Source organism: Burkholderia sp. MSMB1589WGS, from assembly GCF_001636105.1.
GTDB lineage: Bacteria > Pseudomonadota > Gammaproteobacteria > Burkholderiales > Burkholderiaceae > Burkholderia > Burkholderia humptydooensis.
The window spans coordinates 1,324,700-1,344,011 of sequence record NZ_LNJT01000008.1 but is presented as its reverse complement, the minus strand read 5'-3'; the positions used below and the strand labels follow the sequence as shown (position 1 = coordinate 1,344,011).

The following is a 19,312-nucleotide window of genomic DNA, read 5'->3' as shown; positions in this document are numbered from 1 at the left end:
CAGGACAACCGATGAAGTTTCTCACGCCTGTCGTCGTGACGGGTTCGCCGCATGACATCGGCCGGCAGCTCGGCGAGCTCGCCCGGCCGGCAATGGATGCGTACTTCGCGCAGAGCGGCGCGTGGCGCGCGGTCGCGCGCTGGCGCGGCCATCCGTTCGTCGCCGCGCTGCGCCGCGCGGCCGAGGCGGCGTTTCCGGCGCTCGTCGCCGAGCTCGACGGGATTGCCGCCGGCCTCGGCTGGCATGCGCAGGACGTGTTCGTCTGGAACTGCCGCGGCGAGCTGATCCACAATGCGCCCGACGGCTGCACGACGCTCGCGGTGCGCACGCCGCGCGAGCGGACGATCGCGCACAACGAAGACGGCGATCCGCATCTGCGTGGCAAGTGCATGCTCGTCGACGTGCGGCCCGACGGCAAGCCGGGCTTCGTCAGCTTCTACTATCCGGGCTCGCTGCCGGGCCATACGTTCGCGGCGAATCGCGCGGGGCTCGTGCAGACGATCAACAACGTGCGCGTTCGACGGCCGGCGGCGGGCGTGCCGCGGATGATCCTCGCGCGTGCGGTGCTCGACGCCGCATCGCTCGACGATGCGCTGCGCGTGCTGCGCGGCGCGCCGCGCGCGAGCGGTTTCCATCACACGCTCGGCTGCGCGGGCGATGCGCGCGTCGTCAGCGTCGAGGCGAGCGTCATGCGCACGTCGGTGCTCGACGTCGACGGCGTGTACGGCCATGCGAACCATCTGATCCATCCGGGTTGCGACGCCGAGGCGCAGATCGTCACCGCGTCGTCAGCCGATCGGCAAGCGCGGCTCGCGCAACTGCTGCCGCCGCTCGGCGGCGCGGCCGACGCGCCCGCGCTGTGGCGCGTGCTCGCCGATCGCGCGGGCGACGGCCTGCCGATCTATCGCGATGATCCGCACGATCCGGACGACGAGAACACGCTTGCGACCGCGCTGTTCTCGATCGGCGACGACGGCGTCGCGTTCGAGGTGCGCGAGCAGGGCTCGGTGCGATTTCAGCAATTCGTGCCGCGGGACGCGCAGCGTCCGTCGGCGCATCGACAGGAACAAGGACACGCATGACCACCGTATTTCACCGCGCGCCGCGCGCGAATCTGCCGGTTGCGGTCGCGGGCGACGGCATCGAGATCGTCGATTCGACCGGCAAGCGCTATATCGACGCATGCGGCGGCGCCGCCGTGTCGTGCCTCGGGCACAGCAATCAGCGCGTGATCGACGCGATCAAGCGGCAGGCGCAGCAACTGCCGTACGCGCACACGTCGTTCTTCACGACGCAGCCGGCGGAGGCGCTCGCGGACCGGCTCGTCGCGGCGGCGCCCGCCGGGCTCGAGCACGTGTATTTCGTATCAGGCGGGTCGGAAGCGATCGAGGCCGCGTTGAAGCTCGCGCGCCAGTTCTTCGTCGAAAAGGGCGAGCCCGCGCGCCGGCATTTCATCGCGCGCCGGCAGAGCTATCACGGCAACACGCTCGGCGCGCTCGCGATCGGCGGCAACGCGTGGCGGCGCGAACCGTTCCTGCCGCTTCTGATCGAAGCGCATCACGTGAGCCCGTGCTACGCGTATCGCGAGCAGCGTGCGGACGAAACTGAGGAGGCGTTCGCGCAGCGCCTGGCCGACGAGCTCGAAAGCAGGATTCTCGAACTTGGGCCGGACACGGTTGCGGCGTTCGTCGCGGAAACCGTCGTCGGCGCGACGGCGGGCGCGGTGCCGCCCGTGCGCGACTATTTCCGCAAGATCCGCGCGGTGTGCGACAAGTACGGCGTGCTGCTGATCCTCGACGAGATCATGTCGGGGATGGGCCGCACCGGCTATCTGTTCGCGTGCGAAGAGGACGGCGTCGCGCCCGACATCCTGACGATCGCGAAAGGGCTCGGCGCGGGCTATCAGCCGATCGGCGCGACGCTCGTGAGCGACGCGATCTACCGGACGATCGTCGACGGCTCGGGCTTCTTTCAGCATGGCCACACGTACATCGGCCACGCGAGCGCGTGTGCGGCCGCGCTCGAAGTGCAGCGCGTGATCGCCGAGGACCGGCTGCTCGACAACGTGAAGGCGCGCGGCGAGCAGTTGCGCGCGTTGCTGCGCGCGCGCTCGGCCGATCATCCGCACATTGGCGACGTGCGCGGCCGCGGGCTCTTCGTCGGCGTCGAGCTCGTGCGCGAGCGCGGCACGAAAGCGCCGTTCGATCCGAAGCTGAAGCTGAATGCGATCGTCAAGCGCGAGGCGATGCAGCGCGGGCTGATGGTGTATCCGATGGGCGGCACCGTCGACGGCCATCTCGGCGATCATATCCTGCTCGCGCCGCCGTTCATCTGCACCGCGCCGCAGATCGACACGATCGTCGGGCGGCTCGGCGACGCGATCGATGCGGCGCTCGCTTCGATTGGCGCGGCGGCGCGTTGATGCGCGCCCGCTCGCGCATCCTTGCCATCGGTGATCGACATGAAGAAAACGAAGATGAGGCTTCCTGAATTCAATCGCGACACCGCGACCGGCGAGCAGAACGCCGTGCTCGACGAGATCCTGAGCGGGCCGCGCGGCAACCTGAACGGGCCGTTTCTCGGCTGGATCGCGAGCCCCGAGCTCGCACGGCATGCGCAGCGGCTCGGCGCGTTCTGCCGGTATCGGACGGGGCTGCCGCTGCGGCTGTCGGAGCTCGCGATCCTCGTGACGGCGGCGCGCTGGCGCTCGCAGGCGGAATGGCACATCCACCACCCGATCGCGCTCGATGCGGGCGTGCCCGCCGCCGTCGCCGAAGCGATCCGGGCCGGCGCGGCCCCAACGTTCGACGATGCCGACGACGGGCTGATCTTCCGCTTTTCGACCGAGCTGTACGAGACGAAGCGCGTGTCGGATGCGACGTACGACGCGGCGGTCGCGCGGTTCGGGCATCAGGTGGTCGTGAATCTCGTCGCGCTGCTCGGCTATTACGCGCTCGTCGCGATGACGCTGAACGTGTTCGACATGCGCGCCGACGGGCAGGCGGCGTTGCCGTTCGCGGAGTGACGGGAGGAACGACGAAGCCGCGTCGAGGCGGGCAATGCGCGCGCCCGACCCGGACGAGACAACGGCGGGGCGGGTGTCAGTTCGTCGACGACGGAGAATTCGCCGCCGGCGCGGAAGCTGGCACGACCGGCGCGGCTGGTTCAACCGGCGCAACCGGCGCAACCGGCGAAGGCGCAGCCGCCGATGCGGGGGCGGGCGCCGCGGCGGATGCCGCCGCTGGCGCCGCGGCCGCGCCGCTCGCGCCGGCGTCGCCCGGGTCCTGATACTGCGGCAGCCCGGCCGGCTCGCGCCCGCCGCCCGGCGGCATGCCGCCCGCGCCCTCGCCCGGGTCCTCGTATTGCGGCAAGCCGCCCGGCGCGCTGCCGCCCTTGCCGCCCGCCGGCTCGCCGCCGGGTTCGTTGTAGTTCGGCAGCGATTCCTCCTCGCCGCCGCCGTGATACGTGAGCGCGCGGCGCTGCTGCACGTACGCGTCGCGCACGAACGAGTATTTGTCGAGCGCCGCCTGTTGCAGCAGATCGGTCGCGCCGAGCAGATCCGAGCGCGCGCTGATGAACTGCGCGATGTACATCGGATTGCGTGCGGCAGGCTCGATGTAGTTCAGCAGATTGAAGCGGACGTCGACCGCGCGGCCGACGCCGTCGCGAAACGAGCTCGGCCCGAAGACCGGCAGCACCAGATACGGGCCGGACGGCACGCCCCAGCGCGCGAGCGTGAGGCCGAAGTCCTGGTGATGCTTCGGCAGCCCGGCGAGCGAAGCGACGTCGATCAGCCCGGCGACGCCGAACACCGAGTTCATCGCGACGCGCATCACGTCCTGCGTCGCATCGGTGATCCGGAGCTGCAGCAGGTTGTTCGCGATGTTGCCGAGGTCGCCGAGGTTCGAGAAGAAATTGCTGATTGCCGTGCGCAGCGGCGTCGGCGTCACTTTTTGATAGCCCTTCGCGATCGGCACGGCGATCGCCGAGTCGACCGTGTCGTTGAACTTGAAAACGGCGCGGTTCATCGGCTCGAGCGGGTCGCCCGGGTGTCGGTTGGGGCCGGTCGCGCAGCCGCTCGCAAGCAGGCAGACGGCGAGCGCCGACGCGGTGGTTCGCATCTTATTCATCGATTCCTTGCGATTGATTCGTCACGCGCTTCGTGCGCGGCTTGCCCATCAGCACGGGCTGGAACACGACGGCGCCGATCAGCGTGCACGACAGCGCGAGCGCGAGCAGCCGCCCCATGCTCGCCGTGCCCGGATGATGCGACAGCCACAGGCTGCCGAACGCGGTGGCCGTCGTCGCGGCGCTGAACAGCACCGCGTGCGTGAGGCTCGACTGCAGCAGGCCCGTCTGGCCCGCGCGCCACGCCATCACGAAATACACCTTGAACGCGACGCCGACGCCGAGCATCAGCGGCAGCGCGATGATGTTCGCGAAATTGAGCGGCATCCCGAGCAGCACGCACAGCTCGAGCGTCACGACGCCCGACACGAGGAGCGGCACGAGCGTGCGCAGCACGTCGCCGAAGCGGCGCAGCGTGATCCATAGCAGCACCGTGATCGACACGACGGACAGCGCGGCCGCCTGCAGGAACGCGCGGATGATCGTATCCGCCGAATGCAGGATCGAGATCGGGCCGCCGATCGCGCCGGGCTCGGCCGCCTTCACGGCCTTCGCGAAACGGCGCAGCGTCGCGTCGTCGCCCGGATCGACGCCCTTCGGCACCTTCGGCGAGATCTGCACGAGCGCGCGGCCGTCCGGCGCGATCCAGTCGCGCACGATCTGCGGCGGCAGGTTCTCGCGCGTGATCTCCGAGGGCTGCAGCAGCATCGCGAGCTGGTTCAGCGCGATCTTCAGCGGCGCGGAGAACGCGTGCTCCGCGCGGTCGCGCGTCGCCGCATCGGCGGCGGCGAGCTTCGCGAGCGATTCCGACAGGTGCTTCGCCGCCGCCGCGCCTGGGCCCGGGTAGTCTTCGGACGCGTATTCGAGCAGGTTCGATGCGCGCTTGAGCGCCGCGACGCGCTGCGCGTCGGGCACGGGCGCCGCGGCCGGTTGCGTGAGCGCGGGCAGCAGCTCGCGCGCGGCCGTGGCGATCGTCGCGAGCTTTTGCGGCTGCGCGTCGGGGATGAACGTCGACAGCGTCGTCGTGCGGCCGACCTCGGGCAGCGCGTCGAGGCGCTTCGCGGCGGCGTTCGCGGCCGCGAGCGACGGCGCGAGCAGCGACACGTCGTTGACCGACGCCTCCGGCGAATCCTTCAGCGCGAGCAGCGTCGCCATCGATTCGCTATGCGGGTCCTTCAGATGCAGCGGATTGAAGTCGAAATGCAGATGCGCGAGGAGCGGCAGCGCGCCGATCACGATGGCGAGCGTGCCGATCAGGATCGGCTTGCGATGATGGTCGAGATAGTCGTCGACGGGCGCGAGGCGGGGAAAGCCGGGCGCCTTGCGCTCGCCGGGCGGCGCGAGCAGCCTGAGCAGCGCGGGCAGCAGCGTGAGCGTGGTGAAGAGCGCGACGAACATCCCGACGCCCGCGATCAGGCCGAGCTCGGACACGCCGCGGTACGCGGTCGGCAGGAACGAGAAGAAGCTCGCGGCGACGGCCGCCGTGGCGAGCGTGAGCGGCATGCCCATCGCATGCGCGGCGCCGATGAGCGCGTGCTCGAGATTCGGATCGCGGTGCCGCTCCTCGCGATACTTGACGCCGTACTGGATCGCGAAATCGACGCCGAGGCCGACGAACAGCACCATGAACGCGACCGAGATCATGTTCAGCGAGCCGACCATCATCAGCCCGAGCGCGGCCGTGACGACGAGGCCGACGAACAGCGTGACGAACACCGACGCGATCATCCGCTTCGAGCGCAGCGCGATCCACAGGATCGCGAGCACGATCGCGAGCGTCGCGATGCCGTTGACGGCCGCGCCGTCCTGGACCGATGCGAACTCCTCGTCGGCGAGCGGCTGCTCGCCCGTCAGCCGCACGGCCGCGCCGAAGCGCTCGTCGAGCCTGAGCGCCTGCGCGGTCGCGCGGATCGTGCGCGACGCCTGCTCGCCCGCCTTCAGCACGCCGTAGTTGACGACGGGCTGCACGGTCACGAACGCGCGCGCGGGCTCGCGGGCCGCATCGGCATCGACGAGCGCGCGCCACGAGAACGCGGCCCGCTTGCCGGCGAGCACGTCGTCGACGGTCGCCGCGCTGCGCGACAGCAGCTTCGCCATTCCCGAAAGCTTGACCTGGCCCGATTGCAGCGGCACGCCGAGCGTCGTCGACAGCGTCGTCGCGAGGCCCGCGATGCTCGGGTCTTTCGCGAGCACGTTGACGAGCGGCCGCGCGCCCGCGAGCTGCGCGGTCGTCGTCGCGACGTCCTGCTCGGGCAGGAACAGCAGCCCGTCGTGCTCGAAGAGCGGGCCGCCCGCAGGCTCCGATACCTGGCCGATGCGGCCCGCTTCGGCTTCGCGGCGCAGCCCTTCGGCGAGCGCGTCGGCGGCGGCGGCGGCGAATTCGGGCGCGGGCGCTTCGACGACGGCGAGGATCGTCTGGCTGCGCTGCGGGAACGCGTCGTCGATCGCATGGCCGAGCGCGGCCCATTCCGGGTCGTTCTCGACGAGCTTGCTGATGTCGGTGTTGATCTTGAAATGGTGTGCGACGTAGACGCTGCTGAGCGCGGCGGCGGCGAGCGACAGCACGACGACCCAGATAGGGCGCCGCACCGACCAGGCGACGAGTCGGACGAGGACGGAAGTCAGCATGAGGCGGCGGGTTGGGGGCTGCGGAAAGGCAAAGTGTCCAAGTATACCGGCGCGCGGGTTTCAGAGTCGGCTGGGTTCCGGCGCGGGGGAATCCCCGCCGGATTGTTGTGAAATAGGGCGGGAATGCGAGGGCTTGGATGCGTGCGAAAAAACGGGGAGTGATGTGTCGCCGCGGGGAAGGCGACGGGCGCGTTGCGGCCCGCGATCCGCGCCGATTCGTTCATGACGGCCGCCAATCCGGAGCGCCGCGCACGAATATCGATTTTCAGTCGGTTAATTCAAGATATTTAACAAATATTGTCGCGGCTTTGACTTTGGTTTCGAGCAGGCGCAACGCGATGTCATGTGCATTCGACGCATAAATGCGCACAGAAGATGTGTAGTTTGGCGAACATAGGTGTGTAAGCGTATATGTTACTTTACGCCAATTCGTTAATGGATTTAAGGATTGCATATCGCCGCCGCGATGCGTAATCGAATAAATATTCACCAGGAGGCTGGGGAGACGCTCGACCGATCGACATCGGGCCGTTCGGCATTGGTGGTGGGCAAAGGCAATCTCATGGCGCAAGTGGCATTTCTGTTTCCCGGGCAAGGCGCGTTCTATGCGGGCGCGACGCGGGCATTGAGCGGCGCGTATCCCGTGGTGCGGCAGGCCATGCAGGCGATCGACGCCGTCTCGGTGCGGCGGTTGCGCCGCCCGCTGCTCGCGACCATGTGGGACGGGCACATCGGCGTCGAGGATCTGCTGCGGCACGCGCCGGATCTGCTGCAGCTCGCGATCTATGCGACGTCCGTCTCATGCTTCGAGGCGCTGCGCGTGCACGGCGCGCGGCCCGACGTGCTCGTCGGCCACAGCTTCGGCGAGATCGCCGCGCTTACGTGCGCCGGCGCGTTCTCGATCGACGAAGGCGCCGACATCGTCTGCGACCGGATCGACGCATTGCGTGAAGCCGCGCCCGCCGATGGCCGGATGGCGGCCGTGTCCGCGTCGCCCGACGCGGTGCGCGCGCATCTCGCCGCGTGCTTTCGCGGCGTGCCCGACGGCCGCGCGGGGCGCGTGCGGATCGCGGTCGAAAATCACGCGTCGCAGACCGTCGTGTCCGGCGCGCGCGAATACGTCGACGAATTCTGCGTCTATTGCGCTCGAAACAATATCTCCGCGCAAATATTGAATTCGCCTTACGCATTTCATCATGACGATCTGGAAAATGCGCGAATCGAATTTGGGCGACGTCTGAAAGCCTATAAAAACAAAGCGCTTGAATATCCGGTTTATTCACCGATATTGAATCGCCATTACGCGGCGGCCGACGATCTCGGCGCGTGTCTCGCGCGCCATCTCGTGCTGCCGGTCCGGTTCGGAGATGGGGTCGCAAGACTGAAAGCCGCCGGCGTCGGCGCGTTCGTCGAGTGCGGGGCGCTGAACGCGCTCAGCAGGATCTCGGTGCGCGCGCTGGGGCCCGGCGCCGCCAAGACCTTTCCGGGCGCGTCGAGCGCGGAAGGCGAACTCGCCGGCCTGGAGAACGTTCTCGCATATTTCAATGGGGGTAGTGTCATGAACGACGACATTCGCGCAAGCAATCTGCAACTCGATTTCGACGAGTTCTGGCGCAACAGCGGTCCCGGAATCGTCGACAAGATCAAGGGCGAGCTCAAGCGGTTCTTCGACGCGCGCGGGCTGCAAGCGACGCCCGCGCCGCAAATCGTGACCGATCGCGGCGTGGCGGCCGGTTTCGCGCCCGCGGCCGCGACGGGCGTCCCGCCGGCTGCGGCACCCGTTGCGCCGGTCGCGCCGGTCGAGCAAGCAGCGGCCGTGCCGGTTGCGGCCGCCGCATCCGCGCGGGTGCCGCGAGATCGGCTCTTCGCCGAGCTCGTCGCGATCTACGCGGAGGCGATGGAATACCCGGTCGAGGTGTTCACCGAGACGGTCGAGCTCGAAGCGGAGCTCGGCATCGATTCGGTCAAGCAGACGGAAATCATCCAGCGGATCAGCGCGCGCTACGGGTTGCCGCCGCTGCCGGCGAATTTCCGCGCCGGCGATTTCAAGGCGATGGGCCAGATCGTCGATTTCGTCTACGAGCATCAAGGCGAGGCGGCGCTCGTCACGAGCTGAAGCGCCGCGCACGCACCGCGCGCCACGAGAATAACGAGAGGAGAGGGCCGGATCAGACGGAGAGTCTCTTCCGAATGTTTGGTAATCCTGACCACTGCGATTTATGTCGAATTCCTATCTGTTGGGGAAACGGGTTCTGGTGACGGGCGGGGCAAAGAACGTCGGCAAGGCGATCTGCCGACGCTTTGCCGAAGAGGGCGCGCACGTCATCGTGAATTTCTTTCATTCGCTCGACGCGTCGAAAGAGACCGCGGCCGAGCTGCGCGCGCTCGGCGCGACGGTCGACGTCGTGCGCGCGTCGGTCGCGCAGCCGGCGCAGGTCGAGCGGATGTTCGACGAAATCGAAGCGAAGTACGGCAAGCTCGACATTCTCGTGAACAACGCGGCGTCGGGCGCGCTGCTGAGCGTCGACGACATCGAGGCCGCGCACTTCGACCGCGCGCTCGACACCAATCTGAAGGGCGCGTTCTGGTGCGCGCGCCGCGCGGCGCGGCTGATGGCGCGCGCGGGCGGCGGCGCGATCGTCAACGTGTCGTCGGTGGGCGCGACGCTCGTGCCGGCGAACTATCTCGTCGTCGGCACCGCGAAGGCCGCGCTCGAATCGCTGACGCGCTATCTGGCCGTCGAGTACGCGAGCCTCGGCATTCGTGTGAACGGCGCGTCGTCGACGCTGATCGATGGCGACGTGGCTGCGCAGTTTCCCGATCCCGAGAACACGAAGCGCTCGAGCATCGCGGCGACGCCGCTCGGCCGCCTCGCGACCGCCGAGGATCTCGCGGACGTCGTGCTGTTTCTCGCGTCCGACGCGGCGCGCTGGATCACCGGGCAGGTGATCGTCGCGGACGGCGGGCTGTCGCTGTGCAGCGAGGCGCTGTCGCCGCGGCGCGAGTGGCGCGACGCGGCTCAGGCGGCGGGCGGTGACGGCGCGGCGAATGCGCCGGTCGCACCGGCTCATGCGGCGCATGCGGTTTCTTCGTCGGTGCCGGCGGATTCGGCCACGGCTTCAGCATCGGCTCCGGCGACGGCGGAATTCGCGTGCGCATCGCCTTCCGCCCCAATCGACGCGTCTCGCGCGGCAACCGCGCGCGACGACGATACCGACGAAATCGCCGTCGTCGGCATGGGCGTCGCACTGCCCGGCGCGAGCGACCCGGAGGCGTTCTGGCAGGCGTTGCTGAACGGCCCCGAGCTGTTCGGCAACGTGCCGCCCGATCGTTGGGATTACCGATCGTTCCATTCGACCGATCCGTCGGCGGAAGACAAGAGCTATCAGTCGCGCTCGGTGTTCATCGAGCATTTCGAGCCCGAAGCGCGGCTGCGCGCCGAGATTGAAGCGGCCGCCGCGCCCGGCGAGCTGACGACGCTGTGGCTGCGCCATTCGCTGCGCCAGGCGCTCGACGGCGTGCGCGTGCGCGCGGGCGACCGCGCGTCGTTCGTCGTCGGCTATACGGCGGACGGCAGCCAGCATCTGGAAGAAGGGATGGTGCTCGCGGCGATGCGCGCGCGGCTGCGCGAAACGCTCGACGAGGCCGGCGCGCCGCCCGACGAGCGCGAGCGCCGCATCGCGCAGATCGACGCGGTGCTGCGCGCGCGCTATGCGCGCGGCACGGGCGAGCTGTCCGAATATTTCCCGCATCGCGTCGGCCTGAACGCGATGCGCGGCGTGCTGCCCGACGACGCCGAATACATGATGGTCGACACCGCGTGCTCGTCGTCGCTCTATTCGGTCGACCTCGGCATCAAGAGCCTGCTCGCCGGCAAGCATGACGTCGTCGCGTGCGGCGGCGCGTTCGCGCTTGCGCCGCGCGGCTCGGTGCTGTTCTCGAAGCTGCACGGGCTGTCGAAGAGCGGAGAAGTGCGGCCGCTCGACAAGGCGTGCGACGGCGTGCTGTTCGCCGACGGCGCGGGCGTCGTGATCCTGAAGCGCCTGAAGCGCGCGCTCGCCGACGGCGACCGCGTGCTCGGCGTGCTGAAGGCGTTCGGCTCGTCGTCGGACGGCAGGGGCAAGGCGATCTACGCGCCGAATTCGGCGGGCCAGAGCATCGCGATCGAGCGCGCGTACCGGCAGACCGGCGTGCGCAAGGACGCGGTCGACTGGGTGGTCGCGCACGCGACGGGCACGCCCGCGGGCGACCTCGCCGAGTTCCAGAGCCTGCGCGACGGGCTCAAGCACGACCGCCCGGTGTACGTGACGTCGAACAAGTCGCTCGTCGGCCATACCGGCTGGGCGGCGGGCGTCGTCTCGCTGATCCAGGTGCTGCTCGCGCTCGAGCACGGCCGCATCCCGCCGCAGCATCGGTTCGCCGAGCCGCCGCGGGAATTCGACATCGAGTCGAGCGGCTTCACGATTCCGACGCAGGCGGTCGACTGGCCGCGCAAGGCCGATGCGGCGCGCGTCGCGGCGGTGTCGGGCTTCGGCTTCGGCGGCACGAACGGCCATCTGATCGTCGGCGAGTATCGGCCGGACCTGAGCGCGTCGCAGCCTGCCGCGCGCGTGAGCCGCGAGCCGCTCGCGATCGTCGGCTGGTCCGCGAAATTCCCGGGGCTCGACGGCCGCGACGCGATCGCCGCGTGGCTGAACGGCGCGGGCGGGGCGCCCGGCGCGAGCTTCGGCCCCGCGTATCCGCTGCCGAGCTTCGACCGTGTGCGGATGCCGCCCGCGGTGCTGCGCGCGCTCGACCGCTGCCAGTTGATGGCGCTCGACGCCGCGCACGACATGCGCGAGCAGTTGCGCGACTACTGGAGCGCGCATGCGAACTCGATCGGCGTGGTGATGGGCCACATGGGGCCGACGCGCAACGCCGCGCTGTATGCGAGCCGCTGCTATGTCGACGACATCGCGGCCGCGGTGCGCGCGAGCTTCGACGACGCATCGCGCGCGCCGCTCGACGATGCGCTCGCGCGCGTCGCCGAAAAGACGAGGCGCCTCGTGCCGCCGACGACCGAGAATTCGTTCCCCGGCATGATGCCGAACGTGATTCCGGCGCGCGTCGCGAACTACCACGATCTGCACGGGATGAACATGACGGTCGACGCCGGGCATGCGTCGACGCTCGCCGCGTTCGAGGTGGCATCGCGCTTCCTGAGAAGCGGCGAGCTCGACATGGTGATCGTCGGCGGCATCAACGGCAACTCGGCCGACGAAGTGCAGCCGGCATTCGATCGGCCGCTCGCCGAAGGGATCGTGCTGTTCGCGGTGACGACGAAGGCGCAGGCCGACGCGGCCGGGCTGCCGGCGCTCGCGTGGATCGAGAGCGATCGGGCGTTCGCGCACGCCGCGGCTGCAACGCCGCTCGTGTTGCGTGATGCGCGCGGCCGCGAGCTCACGTATGCGGGCGCCGACAGCGCGCTTGCGGTGCTGCGTGCGCTCGTCGGCGGCGCGGCCGCGACGTCGGTCGCGCTCGGCAATGCGCGCGACCGGATGCGTTTCGGCTTGCGTATCGATCGCCATGCGCCGCCGTCGCCGCTTGCCGGCGGCGACGGCGGCGCGCGCTCGCATGACGCGTCCGGCGCGCGCGGCGCTTCGGTGCCGTCTTCGGCGGCTCCCGTTTCTTCTCACCTTGGCGCAATGTCGTCGACGCCTGCGGCGGCGGCATCCGCCGCCGCCGCGTCGCCCGACAAGCGCGTGCCGATTCCCGCGACGCTGAAAGCGACCGACGTTGCCGCCGATGGCGAGCCGCTCGGCGTCGCCCGCTATCGGATCGATCTGCAGGAGACGCCGTGGCATGCGGGCGCGGGTGCGATCGCGTACCTGCCCGCGGGCAGCGTCGTCGTGACCGATGCGCCCGAGCTGCTCGACGGCATCGGCATGTTGCCCGCCGACCTGCTCGTGCTGTCGACGCGCGCGACGGCGTTCTCGCGCGCGCGGCTCGTCGTCGTCGACGCGCTCGGCGAAACCGCGCTGCAAGGGCTGATTCCGTCGGGCACGCGCCATATGCGGCTGCTGACGTCGCTGCAAACGAGCGCGCTCGCGCCGGATCGCCTGTCGGCGCCGTCGTCCGGGCGGCTGAAGCTGCACGACCTCGCATTCCTCGCGCTCAAGCAGTGCTATGACGGTGTCGCGCAGCAGGGCTCGTTCATCGCGCTGCTGCTCGACGCGGTGAAGGACGACGTGCTGCATCCCGATGCGGGGATGTTCACGGGCCTCGTGAAGGCGCTCGCGATCGAGCTGCCGCATGCGCGCTCGCTCGCGGTGCTGACGGACGATGCGGACATCCGGCACGGCGTCGCGCGGGCCGAGCGCGAGAGCGGCGCGCAGCATCTGCTGCCCGTCGTCGCGCTGTGCGGCGGGCGGCGCCTCACGCCGCGCGTGACGCGCGACGCGGGCGAGCTGCCCGCCGACGGCTTCGCGCGGCTCGGGCCCGATTCGGTCGTCGTCGCGTTCGGCGGTGCGCGCGGGATCACCGCGGAACTGATGAAGGCGGTTGCCGAGCATTTCCAGCCGACGATCCATCTGATCGGCAGCAGCGCGCTCGACGCCTACGGCCCCGACGTGTTCGCCGGCAGCGACGAAGCGTTCGCGCGCCGCCGCCCCGATTACATCCGCGAACAGAAGGCGCTCAATCCGGGCCTGCCGCTGCCCGCGATCATCAGGGCGTTCGAGCGCCAGGTCGAGGCCCGCGCCGCGCGCCGCAACATCGACGTGATGAAGTCGTACTGCGGCCCGAACAAGGTGTTCTACCTGTGCGCCGACGTGCTCGACGCGGACAGCGTGCGCGCGGCGGTCGAGCGGATCGCCGCGGCCGGCCAGCCGATCGATCTGGTCGTCAACGCGGCGGGCCTGAACCGCTCCGCGTCGGTCAACGTGAAATCGTTCGACGATTTCGTCGCGGTGCGCGACATCAAGATTCGCGGCTACTGGAACGTGCGCGACGCGTTCGGCGCCGCGCAGCCGCGCGCGTGGTGCAACTTCGGCTCGTTCATCGGCCTGACGGGCCAGGCGGGCGAGACCGACTACGCATCGGGCAACGATTTCCTCAACACGCAGGCCGCGTACCATCGCGCGGCGCTCGCGCGCGACGAGTTCACGATCGGCTGGACGCTGTGGCGCTCGGTCGGGCTCGGTGCGAATCCCGTCACGCGCGCGTTCCTCGAGAAGAGCGGGCTCTTCACGAGCATGCGGACCAACGAGGGCATCCATCACTTCCTGCGCGAGATCAACCTGACCGAGCGCGCGGCGAGCTCCGTGCATCTGGGCGATGCCGAGCGGCGCGCGATCGAGGCGCATCTGCCGACGTTCTTCGACGCGCCGGCGGCCGCGCCGCAAGCGCGAACGGAGCAGTCCGCGCAGCCGCCGTCGCCCCCGGCACCGCCGCGCGAGCGCATCGCGCCGCCGCCGAGCCACGACTTCTATCTCGGCCGCGAAGTGCGCCGCACGAGCGACAGCGTGACGTTCGAGCGCATCTTCGATCTGCGCACCGACGCGTACCTGCAGCACCACGTCGTGAATCGTTTCGCGACGCTGCCCGGCACGTTCGTGCCCGAGCTCGCGGCCGAAGCGGCTATGAAGCTGCTGCCGGGGCTGCGCGTCGTCGGCTTCCGCGACGCCGCGTTCCGCCACTTCCTGCGCGTGTACGACGCGCAGCGGCCGAGCACGAAGCGCATCCACGCGCAGGTCGTCGGCCGCGACGGCGAAGCGGCGGTCGTGCAGGTGCGGATCACGGGCGACGTGCTCGCGCCGAACGGGCAGGTGCTCGTCCAGGACAAGCTGCACTTCGAGATCAAGGCGCTCGTCGCGCCGCGCCATCCGAACGGGCCCGTCTGGCCGATGCGGCCGGACGAGCCGCGCACACCGGTTGCCGATCCGTACCACTTCGAATCGGCGCCCGTGCGGCTGACGGGCATGTTCGTGTCGACCGCGGACACGGGCGTTACCGCAACGGGCAAGGCCGCGCGCTACCAGTTGAACGTCGGCGCCGACGACCCCGTGTTCTCGCGTTTCGTCGTCCCGAGCATCATGCTCGACGGCCTCGCGCGCGTCGCGGTGCTGAACTACGTCGCGAACGACTACATTCCGCTCGCCGCGCCGGTGTCGATCGGCCGGATCGATCTGTACGAAGGCGGCAACGACTGCGAGCTTGCGCGCCGCTACGACCGGATCGATCTGTACGCGACGCCCCGCGCGTTCGCGCTCGAAGGCGCGCACGGCGGCAACCGCTTCGCGGCGGTGCGCCCCGACGGCCGGATGCTGATGGAGATGAGCGACGTGTCGGGCGTCGTGATCGGCTACGTGCACCGCACGACGCTCGCATATGCGACGAAGGCCGAGGTCGACGCGCTCGCCGCGCGCCTCGCAACCGAGCGGGAGACGGCATGAGCAAGTACCGCCAGGCGCCGGGGCCGCGCGGCAGCCTCGTGATGGGCAACCTCGCCGCGTACAAGCGCAATCCGATCACGATGCTGCTGCGGCTGCACCAGCAATACGGCGACGTCGCGCGCAACCGGCTCGGCCCGTTCGTCACGCACGCGCTCGCGCATCCGGATCACATCCAGTACGTGCTGCAGGAGAATCACCGCAACTACGTGCGCGGGCGCTTCTACGACAACTTCAAGATGTTCTTCGGCGACGGCCTGCTCACGACCGACGGCGAATTCTGGCGGCGTCACCGCCGCGCGGTGCAGCCGCTCTTTCACAAGAAGCAGGTCGATGCGCACACGGCCGCGGTCGGCGACGCGGCGCTCGCGCTCGCGCATCGCTGGAGCGCGCTGCCGCCCGGCAAGGCGGTCGACGTCGTCGAAGAGATGATGCACCTGAGCCTCCGGATGCTCGGGCTGATGGTGTTCAACACCGACGTGTCGTCGCACGCGGAGGCGGTCGGCCCGGCGGTGCGCTTCGGGATCGAAGCGATGATGCCGCAGGGCGACATGAACGACTTCATCCCGCGCTGGGCGCCGACGCGCTTCAACCGCCGGATCGCGCACGCGCGCCGCGCGATCGATGCGATCATCGCGAAGATCATCGCCGATCACCGCGAGGCGCGCTGCGAGCCGAGCGACGTGATCTCGCTGCTCCTGAACGCGCGCGATCCGGACACCGGCGCGCCGATGACGCAGCAGGAAGTGCACGACGAAGTGATGACCGTGTTCCTCGCAGGCCACGAGACGACGGGCGCGGGCCTCGCGTGGGCGCTGTACGCGCTCGCGCAGCATCCGGCCGTGCTGCGCCAGTTGCGCGACGAGCTCGACGCGCGCCTCGGCGGCCGCGCGCCCACCGTGCAGGACTTCGAACAATTGCCGTACCTGTCGCAGGTCGTCGACGAGGTGCTGCGCGTCTATCCGCCGATCTGGGGTTTCACGCGCGATCTCGTCGAAGACGACGAGATCGGCGGCTACCGGATTCCCGCGCGCTCGTCGGTCTTCATGTCGCCTTACGTCACGCATCGCCATCCGGCGTTCTGGCGCAATCCGGACGCGTTCGATCCCGAGAACTTCGCGAGCGATGCGCCGGCGCGCCATCGCTTCGTCTACTTCCCGTTCGGCGGCGGGATGCGCAAGTGCATCGGCTTCCAGACCGCGCTCCTGCAGATGCGCGTGCTCGTCGCGGTGGTCGCGCAGCACTTCGATCTGAACGCGCTGCCCGGCCACCCGATCGAGCTCGGCGCGACGATCTCGCTGCGGCCGGTGCACGGCATCCGTCTGATCGTGAAGCCGCGCGAGCGGCAGCAGAGCCATCTCGCGCGCGTGCGCGAGCACGAGTCCGCGCGCGCGCTGCGGCCGCTCGGCGATACGGTTGCGGCGGCGGGCGCCGCGTGTCCGATGGCGGCGGCGCGCGGGCTCGGCGCGCGCGCCGCCGGCGCCGCGCAGGAGGCGCTCGCGTTCGACGCCGCGCATGGAGGCGGCGCGGCTGTCGCCGCCGCGCGCGAGGCCGCCCGGCAGCACGAACCGGGCGACGCCGCGACGCTGTCGCTCGCGACTTCGCCCGCCACGGCGCTGCCCGCCGCCGGCACCGACACCGACGCGAGCGCCCGCAGCGTGCCCGCGTGGCGCTTCACGTGGCGGCCCGTGCCCGTCGATCCGGTGCCCGACGAGCCTTCGCCCGCGTTGAGCGGCAGGCGCATCGCGCTCGTCAACGGGCGCGGCGGCACGGTCGAGCGCGTCGCGGCGGCGCTTGCGCGAACGTGCGCGAAGGTGTCGGTGTTCGCGCCCGCCGCGAACGCCGATCACGCGGAAGCGGCGCGGGTTTTCGTCAACGAAGCGGGGCCGCTCGACGGCATCGTCGATCTCGGGCTCGAAGCGCCGTTCGCGCTCGACGACGCGAGCGCGTGGGAAGCGCCGATGCGTCGCACGGTCGAGCTGCTGAAGGCGTGCTACGGCGACTGGGCGGCGGAGGACGACACGTCGCGGCTCTTCTATGTCGCGCTCACATGGATGGACGGGCAGATGGGCTATGGCGCCGACGCCGGCGCGCAGCCGCTCGGCGGCCTGTGGGCGGGGCTCGCGAAGACGCTGCCGCAGGAGCTGCCGAACTGCAACGTGCGCGTGCTCGACATCGCGCCCGACGAGACGGGCCGCGTCGACCGGCTCGTCGTCAACGAGCTGTATCGCTGGGGCCTGTTCGAGGTCGGCTATCGCAACGGCGTGCGCTACACGCTGCACGCGAAGCGCAACGAACTGCCGCCGCTCGCCGTCGACGCGCGCTCGGCGCTCGGGCCGGGCGACGCCGTGCTGTTCTCGGGCGGCGCGCGCGGGATCGGCCTGTTGTGTGCGCGCGCGCTCGCCGAGCGCCACGGCTGCACGGTGATCGTCACCGGGCGCGAGACGCCGCCCGACGGCGGCGAGCCGTGGATGACGCTCGACGAAGAAGGCTTCAAGCGCTATGGCCTCGAACAGTTGCGTGCGGCGACGCCCGAGCATCCGCCGAAGGCGATACGCGCGTCGCTGCAGCGGCTCAAGCGCCGGCGCGAGCTGAAGACGGCGCTCGACGAGATGGCCGCGCTCGGCCTGCCGGTCCATTACCGTGTGTGCGACGTGACCGACCGCGCGGCCGTGCGCGCGCTGTGCGACGAGCTCGGCGATTCGCTGCGGATCGTGATCCACAACGCGGGCGTCGACGAGCCGGTACGCCTGATCCGGAAGCGCGCCGACGATTTCGCGCGCACGGTCCGCACGAAGGTGCTGGGCTTCGCGAATCTGTGCGATGCGGTGCGCGCGCGGCCGCGGCTCGCGCAGTTCTGCAACGTCGGCTCGCTGACGGGCCGCTGGGGCGGGATGACGGGCGAGACCGACTACGCGGCCGCGAACGAAGCGCTCGCGCGCCTCGGCCTCTGGGCCGCGCAGCACGCGCTCTCTCCCGCATGCGGCGTGAAGACGCTCGTGTGGCCGACGTGGGAAGGCGTCGGGATGATCACGAACTTCGCGGTCACGCAGCGCTACGTGAGCCCGATGAACGTCGACGAGGGCGTGCGGCACTGGCTGCGCGAACTGGCTTCGCCGGGCAGCGGCGAGGTGATGTTCATGGGGGCGGTCGGCCGCGCGCCGACGCCCGTGCAGATCAAGGGCTTCCAGCCGATCCGCGAGCTGCCGAACATCGGCGAGCTCGTCACGCGCCGGCATCACGTCGGCGAGCCGGTGCGCTTTCGGCCGTTCAAGCGCTTCGAGGGGCGCTATGCGATCGATCCGGCCGTCACGCCGTACGCGCATGCGTTCCGCTTCAACGGGCGCGCGGTGGTGCCCGCGTCGCTCGTGCTCGAGCACGCGTGCGCGGTCGGCGACTGGGTGATGCCGCCGACGGGCGAGCCGCGCGAGCTGAGCGAGATGGCGAACGTCGTGCTGCGGCTCGACGCGCTGCCGGCGGTGCCGGCGGGCGGCGCGGGCGTGGAGATCGGCAGCGAGGCGGCCGGCTACATGATCGGCGACGTCTGGTGCGTCGACGTGCGGTGCAGCGACGCGCGCACGCGGGCCGAGCTGCTCAGCATGACGCTCGTCTACCGGCCGCAGCCGGAGCAGATCGGCGCCGCGTACGCACGGGCGCCCGGCGCGACGCCCGAGCCGGCGCCGCTCACGAGCGCGCCGCATGCCGCATGGAACGGCGAGCTGCTGCCGGCGGGCGACTGGAGCGTGCCGGACGACGCGTCGGCCGGCATCGTGCGGATCGGCCGCGTGCCGCCCGCCGCGGTGCTGAGCCTGTGGACGCTGCCGTTGCCGCTCGAGCTGCGCCTGCCCGTCAATCACGTCGAGCACGTGCTGCGCGTGCTGCTCGCCGAATGGGGCGCCGCGCAGACCGACGCGCCGGCCGTGTGGCGGATCGGCGGCGCGAAGCTCGCGCGCCTGCCGGCGGCGTCGGCCGATGGCGTCGTCGAGTACGCGACCGGCCGCTTCGCGGTGCTCGACGCGCGCGGCTACGTGCTGCTGCGTATCGACGACACGCGCGTCGACGGCGACGCCGCGCAAGCGATGCAGACCGAAACGGGCGCGCTCGCCGCTCCGCTGACGGCATGACGC

At 70.3% G+C, this 19,312-nt stretch carries 8 protein-coding genes; 6 read left to right on the top strand and 2 right to left on the bottom strand.

All coding sequences use genetic code 11. The features are described 5' to 3' along the window. Nucleotides 1–11: 11 nt before the first annotated feature. From WT16_RS23660 to WT16_RS23650, 3 genes are read left to right on the top strand one after another with little or no spacing between them, the layout of a single operon-like run. Nucleotides 12–1,082 carry a C45 family peptidase gene (locus WT16_RS23660; protein ID WP_006028337.1) on the top strand — a complete coding sequence of 357 codons (1,071 nt, stop codon included), beginning with the start codon at nt 12–14 and terminating at the stop codon, nt 1,080–1,082. After that, entirely contained in the window at nt 1,079–2,422 is a 1,344-nt protein-coding gene (locus WT16_RS23655; protein WP_006028336.1) for an aspartate aminotransferase family protein, read from the top strand. The genes WT16_RS23660 and WT16_RS23655 overlap by 4 nt, the downstream gene beginning before the upstream one ends. A 39-nt stretch (nt 2,423–2,461) precedes the next feature. Next, complete coding sequence (locus tag WT16_RS23650; protein ID WP_063534357.1) at nt 2,462–3,025, top strand: carboxymuconolactone decarboxylase family protein; 564 nt, start codon at nt 2,462–2,464, stop codon at nt 3,023–3,025. 76 nt (nt 3,026–3,101) lie between these two features. Here the strand turns inward: WT16_RS23650 and WT16_RS23645 are convergent, their stop codons facing one another. Together WT16_RS23645 and WT16_RS23640 are read right to left on the bottom strand one after the other, a co-directional pair. Beyond that, the gene (locus WT16_RS23645) at nt 3,102–4,121 is read right to left on the bottom strand and encodes a VacJ family lipoprotein (RefSeq protein ID WP_015603913.1); all 1,020 of its coding nucleotides are present in this window, start codon (nt 4,119–4,121) and stop codon (nt 3,102–3,104) included. A 1-nt stretch (nt 4,122) separates the two neighbouring features. Then, nucleotides 4,123–6,756: an MMPL family transporter gene (locus WT16_RS23640; RefSeq protein WP_015603613.1), complete on the bottom strand. Its 2,634-nt coding sequence runs from the start codon at nt 6,754–6,756 to the stop codon at nt 4,123–4,125. 538 nt (nt 6,757–7,294) lie between these two features. Between WT16_RS23640 and WT16_RS23635 the strand changes: the two genes are divergently transcribed. The 3 genes from WT16_RS23635 (at nt 7,295) to WT16_RS23625 (ending at nt 19,309) form a co-directional block, all read left to right on the top strand. Further along, complete coding sequence (locus WT16_RS23635; protein WP_167359342.1) at nt 7,295–8,872, top strand: acyltransferase domain-containing protein; 1,578 nt, start codon at nt 7,295–7,297, stop codon at nt 8,870–8,872. Between the two features lie 103 nt (nt 8,873–8,975). After that, nucleotides 8,976–15,188 carry an SDR family oxidoreductase gene (locus WT16_RS23630; RefSeq protein WP_063534356.1) on the top strand — a complete coding sequence of 2,071 codons (6,213 nt, stop codon included), beginning with the start codon at nt 8,976–8,978 and terminating at the stop codon, nt 15,186–15,188. Beyond that, on the top strand, nt 15,185–19,309 hold the full coding sequence (locus WT16_RS23625) for a cytochrome P450 (protein ID WP_063534355.1): 4,125 nt from the start codon (nt 15,185–15,187) through the stop codon (nt 19,307–19,309). Before WT16_RS23630 ends, WT16_RS23625 begins: the two co-directional genes overlap by 4 nt. Nucleotides 19,310–19,312: the final 3 nt, after the last annotated feature.